The organism is Rhodococcus sp. EPR-157 (genome assembly GCF_001647195.1).
In the GTDB taxonomy this organism is placed as follows: domain Bacteria; phylum Actinomycetota; class Actinomycetes; order Mycobacteriales; family Mycobacteriaceae; genus Rhodococcoides.
In genome coordinates, this window is sequence record NZ_LVCV01000115.1 from 1 (window position 1) to 6,098 (window position 6,098).

7 protein-coding genes and 1 pseudogene are annotated in these 6,098 nt (G+C 63.8%); 6 read left to right on the forward strand and 2 right to left on the reverse strand.

The features are described from left to right. The first annotated feature begins 276 nt into the window (after positions 1 to 276). The 4 genes from A2J03_RS04745 to A2J03_RS04760 all read left to right on the forward strand — a co-directional run bounded on the left by A2J03_RS04745 (position 277) and on the right by A2J03_RS04760 (position 3,925). A complete protein-coding gene (locus A2J03_RS04745; protein WP_068370317.1) occupies positions 277 to 900 on the forward strand; it encodes a TlpA family protein disulfide reductase in 624 nt (207 codons plus the stop codon). Positions 901 to 990: 90 nt separating this feature from the next. After that, positions 991 to 2,490 (forward strand): multicopper oxidase family protein, encoded by a 1,500-nt coding sequence (locus A2J03_RS04750; protein WP_068370318.1) that lies wholly within the window; start codon positions 991 to 993, stop codon positions 2,488 to 2,490. A 119-nt stretch (positions 2,491 to 2,609) separates the two neighbouring features. Then, entirely contained in the window at positions 2,610 to 2,966 is a 357-nt protein-coding gene (locus A2J03_RS04755) for a BlaI/MecI/CopY family transcriptional regulator (protein WP_068370320.1), read from the forward strand. Next, positions 2,963 to 3,925 (forward strand): M56 family metallopeptidase, encoded by a 963-nt coding sequence (locus tag A2J03_RS04760; protein WP_082897591.1) that lies wholly within the window; start codon positions 2,963 to 2,965, stop codon positions 3,923 to 3,925. Before A2J03_RS04755 ends, A2J03_RS04760 begins: the two co-directional genes overlap by 4 nt. A gap of 54 nt (positions 3,926 to 3,979) precedes the next feature. Here A2J03_RS04760 and A2J03_RS30345 read toward each other — a convergent pair whose 3' ends face one another. Next, entirely contained in the window at positions 3,980 to 4,129 is a 150-nt protein-coding gene (locus tag A2J03_RS30345) for a hypothetical protein (RefSeq protein WP_156520206.1), read from the reverse strand. Positions 4,130 to 4,134: 5 nt separating this feature from the next. On the opposite strand from A2J03_RS30345, the gene A2J03_RS04765 reads away from it, so the two are divergent. After that, positions 4,135 to 4,470: a helix-turn-helix domain-containing protein gene (locus A2J03_RS04765; RefSeq protein WP_068370322.1), complete on the forward strand. Its 336-nt coding sequence runs from the start codon at positions 4,135 to 4,137 to the stop codon at positions 4,468 to 4,470. Positions 4,471 to 4,971: 501 nt separating this feature from the next. Here the strand turns inward: A2J03_RS04765 and A2J03_RS31925 are convergent. Continuing rightward, positions 4,972 to 5,457 carry a hypothetical protein gene (locus tag A2J03_RS31925; protein WP_068370324.1) on the reverse strand — a complete coding sequence of 162 codons (486 nt, stop codon included), beginning with the start codon at positions 5,455 to 5,457 and terminating at the stop codon, positions 4,972 to 4,974. A gap of 209 nt (positions 5,458 to 5,666) precedes the next feature. Here A2J03_RS31925 and A2J03_RS31930 point away from each other — a divergent pair. After that, positions 5,667 to 6,098: pseudogene (locus A2J03_RS31930) on the forward strand (esterase); the annotation flags it as partial.

Consider the following 6,098-nt stretch of genomic DNA (forward strand, 5'->3'; position numbering starts at 1 on the left):
GGGAGCCGGAGCCGAAGCACGTAATATTCGCTGCGCCAAAAGGACTCGACGCCCGCTGGACGGCCTCATTGTGCGCCTCGACGGCAACGGTCGAATTCGGCGATCGGCAGGAAAGCTATGCGCGAAGCACTGAAAGGTTCGAGGGGCGAAGGGGCCCGCGAAAGCGTTGACGGCCTGCATAATCCACGTTGCTACTATCGACGATAGTAGATTGTGTAGTATGACGACATACGGACTGCTTCGGCACGAACGAGACGGAGGTGCAGGGTGCAGCGGGTGGCGACGCGCTGGTTCCTACTGGCGATCATCGTCATCGTGACAGTCGTTGGAGCGCTGGCATTGTGGCCTCAAGATCCCTCATCCCAGTCGGTGGGACCAGCAGGATCGACACCTCACGTCGAGGACGAGGATCTCCCGTCGGCGATGCTCGCTACCCGTGCTGCCCTCGATCCGTGCCCGACCTCACCGATTCCGCCCCCCGCAACTGGCGAGCTCGTTGGTACGTCCGCGAGATGCCTGGGAACTTCGGACATATCCGATCTGGGGGCCTCCCTGGCCGGGCAACCCACATTGCTCAATGTCTGGGCGTCGTGGTGCGGTCCGTGTAGACAAGAGATTCCGGTTCTGGCCCAGTACGCCGCGGAACCGGATGCCGTTCGCGTCGTCGGTCTCAACGTGCAAGACAATGCTGACGCGGCATTGAGCCTGCTCACCGAGCTGGGGGCGCACTATCCCTCGTTCGACCAGGCTGACGCGGCGTTGCAAATACTTACCGCGCCCCCTGTCCTGCCCTTGAGTTTTTTGGTCCAGAGCGATGGGACGATCGAGCGCATCACCTCGACTCCGGTGTTCTACAACCCAAGTCAGGTACGGGACGCGGTGACAGCGCTTAGGCGCTGATATCGCAACAGCAACAGCAACAGCGGCAGCAACGCGGTGAGGATCGAACGCCCACCGGCGGACGGACTTCTACAGAATTGGGAGATGTGTATGACCGGGCAGCGGACAGGTGCGTCCTCGCTCACGCGCCGCAGCTTTCTCGCGCTGAGCGCGGGCGGAACGAGCGCCGTCGTGTTGGCGGCATGCGGCAATGGCTTGTCCGCAGCGACAGTCGTCGGGCCGGACTCCGATGTGGTTGGAAAGGCCGAGGATGCGCGCCGCTCGGCCGCCGGCAGACAAGTCGATATCTCCTTGAGCGCTCAGTCCAGCACGATCGACCTCGGCGGAGTGCAGGTACAGACGTGGACCTTCGGCGACAGGCTCCCCGGTGCCGAGATTCGCCTGAGCCGAGGTGATGTATTGCGCGCACAGCTCGACAATCGTCTGGCGCAGGAGACGACGATCCATTGGCACGGAATTGCCTTGCGCAATGACATGGACGGAGTACCGGGCCTGACTCAGCCGGCTGTGGCTTCCGGTGACTCGTTTGGTTACGACTTCACCGTGCCCGACGCGGGCACGTACTTCTTTCACCCTCACGTCGGTACCCAACTTGACCGAGGACTGTATGCACCGTTGATCGTCGAGGACCCCGCCGACGGCTCGGACTACGACCTCGAAGCCGTCCTAGTCCTCGACGACTGGCTCGACGGAATAGCCGGCGACCCCGATCAAGAACTCGAACGACTACGCAGCGAGGGTATGTCGATGGGTGGCATGTCGATGAGCGCGCCCACCGCCCAGGCGCCATTGGGCGACGACACCGGCGACGTGAGCTATCCGTATTACCTGATCAACGGCAAGATTGGGGCCGACCCCATCGTGCTCGGCGGACGGCCAGGCCAGCGACTGCGCCTGCGCATCATCAACGCAGCTGCCGACACGGCCTTCCGTTTCGCAGTGGGGGGGCATCCCCTCACTGTTACTCACAGCGACGGATTTCCTGTTCAGCCCGAACAGGCACAATGCTTGTTGATCGGGATGGGAGAGCGTTACGACGCAATCATCACCTTGCAGGACGGGGCGTTTCCGATTGTCGCCGCCGCGGAAGGTAAGGACGGGAGCGGGTTTGCTGTGTTGCGTACCGGGACAGGCGCCGCGCCGCAATCGTCAATCCGGCCTGCCGAACTCTCTGCAGCCCCGGTGATGGCTGATCAACTGATGTCGCTCGATACGGTCCGCCTGCCCGCACGTGAGCCGGATCGCACGTACGACATCGCTCTCGGGATGGAGATGAGCGGGTACACCTGGACGCTCAACGGTGAGACGTACGAGCAGCACACTCCCCTCGACGTTCGCGAAGGCGAAAGAGTACGACTTCGTTTCGTCAATGCCACCATGATGTTTCATCCCATGCATCTGCACGGGCACACCTTCGAGGTTGTCAATGGCGCCGGATCGGGTCCACGGAAGGACACATCGCTGGTCTTGCCGAACCAAACTGTCGAAGTCGACTTCGACACCGACAATCCCGGCCAGTGGCTTCTGCACTGCCACAACCTCTATCACGGGGAAGCGGGAATGATGACGTCGGTCTCCTACCTGGCGTGAGCCCACGGCCGCATTCTCATTCGAGGCATGCACGGTCTCGGACCAGGTGCTCGCTACCGAAGGATCGCGCAGCTGGCTCGTTCGACGGATAGAGTGAACACGCGTCTAGGAGGGCACACATGCAGGGTTTAGGAGAGCTCGAAGCTCTGGTGATGGACGTAGTGTGGAATACCAGCGCCGCAGTCCGGGTTCGCGATGTCATCGACCATCTCGAGGACGGTCGGGAACCGGCATACACCACGATCCAGACGGTGCTCGACAATTTGCACCGTAAAGGCTGGGTACACCGACAACGCAACGGACGGGCATATTGGTACGAGGCCACCCAAAGCCGAGAAGAAGCTGCCTCCGACGCCTTGCGGATACTTCTCGAATCGACCGGCGACCCCACGAGCGTGCTGCTGCACTTCGCCCGCGGCGCCTCCGATGACGAATCGAAGGTGCTCACTCGCGGTCTGAAAGAGCGTAAGAGGTGACTGCCGTTCTGCTGTGGGCCCTCGGCGGGCTGGTGGTCGCGGCTGCCGCGCCATTGCTGGTGAGGTCGATGATCGCGAGAGGCATCGATGCGCACGTCACCCTCCTCACGTGGTCCGCTCTCGTTGCGGGCACCTTGGTCAGCATCGCGGTACCGGTTGTGCTCAGTGCGATCCCCAGTCACGGGGGCGTGACGACCCTGGTCGACATCGCGCACCAATGCTGGCTCGCCATTCACGGCGACATGCCCGCCCGTATCGAAGCAATTGTCGGGATTGTCGGGATTGCGGTGCTGGGCTGCGGCGCAATCCGCTGGATCATCCACCTGACGCGCACAGTGCGTGAGCGTCGACAATTGTACGAGCGGCACATCGATCTGCTGCGCATCATCGGCGGAGGCGACGCATTTTCCGGTTCGACCCGGCCAGCGTCGACACTATGGCTCCCATTGGATAGTCCGCTCGCGTACAGCGTCGCGGGACGACCGGCGATGGTCGTGGCCAGTGAAGGGCTCCGTACACAGTTGGAGCCTGCGGAGGTCGCGGCGGTCCTCGCACACGAACATGCGCACATCGATGGCCGGCATCATCTGCTCGTAGGCATTGCCGAGTCGGTGGCCTATGCGTTTCCGTGGCTGCCGATCATGCGGGAATCGCCTTCACTCGTACGAGCTCTCGTCGAACTCGACGCGGACGCTCGTGCGGCACGCTCACACGGACGAGACCCTGTGCGGCGCGCCCTGACTTCGCTGCACCCGCACCCTGTTCCTCTGCCCGCACTCGGGATGGTCTCGGACACCACCGCTGTGCGGCTCGATCGTCTCGCCGTGGACCAAGTGATCCCGCATGCGCCCTTCCGGTGGGCGCGGGCGTTCGCCGCGTGCACCGCCGTTGCCCTGCCCGCGTTACCAGTACTGGCCCTGCTGGGGGCCATGACGTTGGCATCCTGCGCAGTGGGATGAGACGAACTGCGGCACTGAAGGTCACGTTCGCTCGCCCGCCGTACTCGCCCTCTGCTATCCGGTGCGGGAAGCGATCATCATGAAACCGATGAGCGCGAGGACCATCGCCATCGGATAGCCGACCGCGAGATCCTGCCATCCGGCGCTCGGAAGAAACCGAAGCTGCCCGAGATGAGCGCAGAAGTGGACTGCACAATCGGTCACCCAGGTTGGGTGTTCGGAGGCTGCGATGGGATGCGGACAAGTTCGACGTCGAGGCTGGTGTCCTGACCGCGTCGGCCGAGCAGTGGGAGCAGGCACGGTCACGGTTCGCAGTGCTCAGCGAGTTGATGAATCGATCCTCGATGGGTACCGCAGTGGTCGAGGATGCAGCACAACAGTTGGGGGTCTCGCCCCGGCGGGTGTACGTGCTGTTGTCCAGGCTCCGGAATGAGGGAGGGTCGGTCACCGATCTGTTGATCTCCGCTCCTGCAGGCGGACGCGGGAGCTCCCGCGTGCCGGCCGAGGTGGAAGAAGTGATCGCCGAGCACATCGACCGTGAGTAATTCTGGCTCGCCAGAAACTCAGTGTCGCTGCACTGCATCGTCGTATCGCGCTGCCTGTCACCGCGCTGGACTCCCGATCCCAGCCCGCAACACAGTCGATGCTCGGATCACAGCGATGCACCCGGGCCGCGTCACACGCTCACGTGACGGACCGGACGCCGCCCGATCGCGGCAATCCGCTGGCAATGTCCCGCCGCCGGTGACGGCCGTTCTCCAGCAAGTCCAGATCGATCACACCGTGGTCGATCTGATGATCGTCGACGAATACGACCGTGCCGATCGGACGTCCTTATCTCAGGATTGCCATCGATGTCTTCAGCCGCTGCGTGCCAGGATTCGTCGTCACACTCGATCCGCCGTCCGCAGTGTCGGTCGGGTTGTGTCTGGGTCGGGTGTGCTCGGACAAAAGCGTATGGATCGACGCTCTGGGCCTCGGCGCGGATGTGCGGTGGCCGATGGCCGGAAAGCCGCACCGCTTGTACGTCGACAACGCCTCCGAGTTCAAAAGTGAAGCGCTACGGCGCGGTTGCGAGCAACACGGCATCGACCTCGGCTACCGCCCACCCGGCCGGCGGCGTTGCTCATCGGGGCGGGAGCTACAGCGGTTTCGATGGTTTCGGTCAACGTGCTCTGGCGGCGTTCCCTGATCCCCTTCCTGCGTCGCGTCGCGGTGCTGTGGACCGGGCTCGGTGCGGCGGCATTGGCGATGGCGGTCCTACGTCCGGCTCGTGCGCGCGTGAAGGCGTTGTCGATGGTCGCGGTTGCCTGCGTGGCGATCAGCGGCGCTGCGCAGGTCAACCAACATTTCGGGGCATACCCCACCTTGAGGAGTGCACTGGGGCTGAAGCTGGCGTCACAAGTCGACTTCTCCCAAGTATCAGGGCCCACTTCGGCACTGACCGTCGCGCAACCGGCACTGCCGTTGAGCCAGAGCTGGTTGCCGCCACAGACTATGCCGAGCACGGGAATCGTCTCGACCGTGACCATTCCGGGGTTGGTGTCGGGCTTCGCGGCGCGGGAGGCGTGGATCTACCTACCGCCGGCGTATCTGAGTGTTTCGCGCGCGCAGCTTCCGGTGTTGGTTCTGGTCCCCGGGCAACCGGGGACACCCCGAGACTGGTTTGACGGCGGCTGGTTGGACGCCGTGCTCGACTCCTATGCCAGCGCGCACGCCGGGTCTCGCTACGATCGTCGTGGTGGCCGACCCGCTCGGCAGCCAGCTCGCTCAGACGATCTGCGTGGATTCGGTGGCCGGCAACGCGTTCACCTACCTGTCGGTCGATGTACCCACCTGGATCCGCTCCACGTTGCAGGTCGACCCCGACCCCCCGCCGCTGGGCCGTAGGCGGCAGGTCGGCCGGAGGAACGTGCGCACTGCAACTCGCGGTCAACGCCCCGACCGTGTTCCGACGTTCCTCGACATTTCCGGACGGGACGAACCGACAGTGGGTACGCGCCAACAGACGGTGGATCAGTTCTTCGGCGGCGACCCCGCTGCGTTTTCCGCGACGAATCCCATCGATGTACTCGGGCGCATACGATTCCCGAATACCGTGGGAACCGTCGTCGCGGGCAGCACGGATCGGGTGTACGGCCCGCAGGCGCAGCGAATACTTGCCGCGACCACC

Bases quoted from the DNA above. Each gene is read 5' to 3' on its own strand.
- A2J03_RS04750 (WP_068370318.1), top strand. From the start codon at position 991: ATGACCGGGCAGCGGACAGGTGCGTCCTCGCTCACGCGCCGCAGCTTT.
- A2J03_RS04755 (WP_068370320.1), top strand. From the start codon at position 2,610: ATGCAGGGTTTAGGAGAGCTCGAAGCTCTGGTGATGGACGTAGTGTGG.
- A2J03_RS31925 (WP_068370324.1), bottom strand. From the start codon at position 5,457: ATGGTCACGGTCGAGACGATTCCCGTGCTCGGCATAGTCTGTGGCGGC.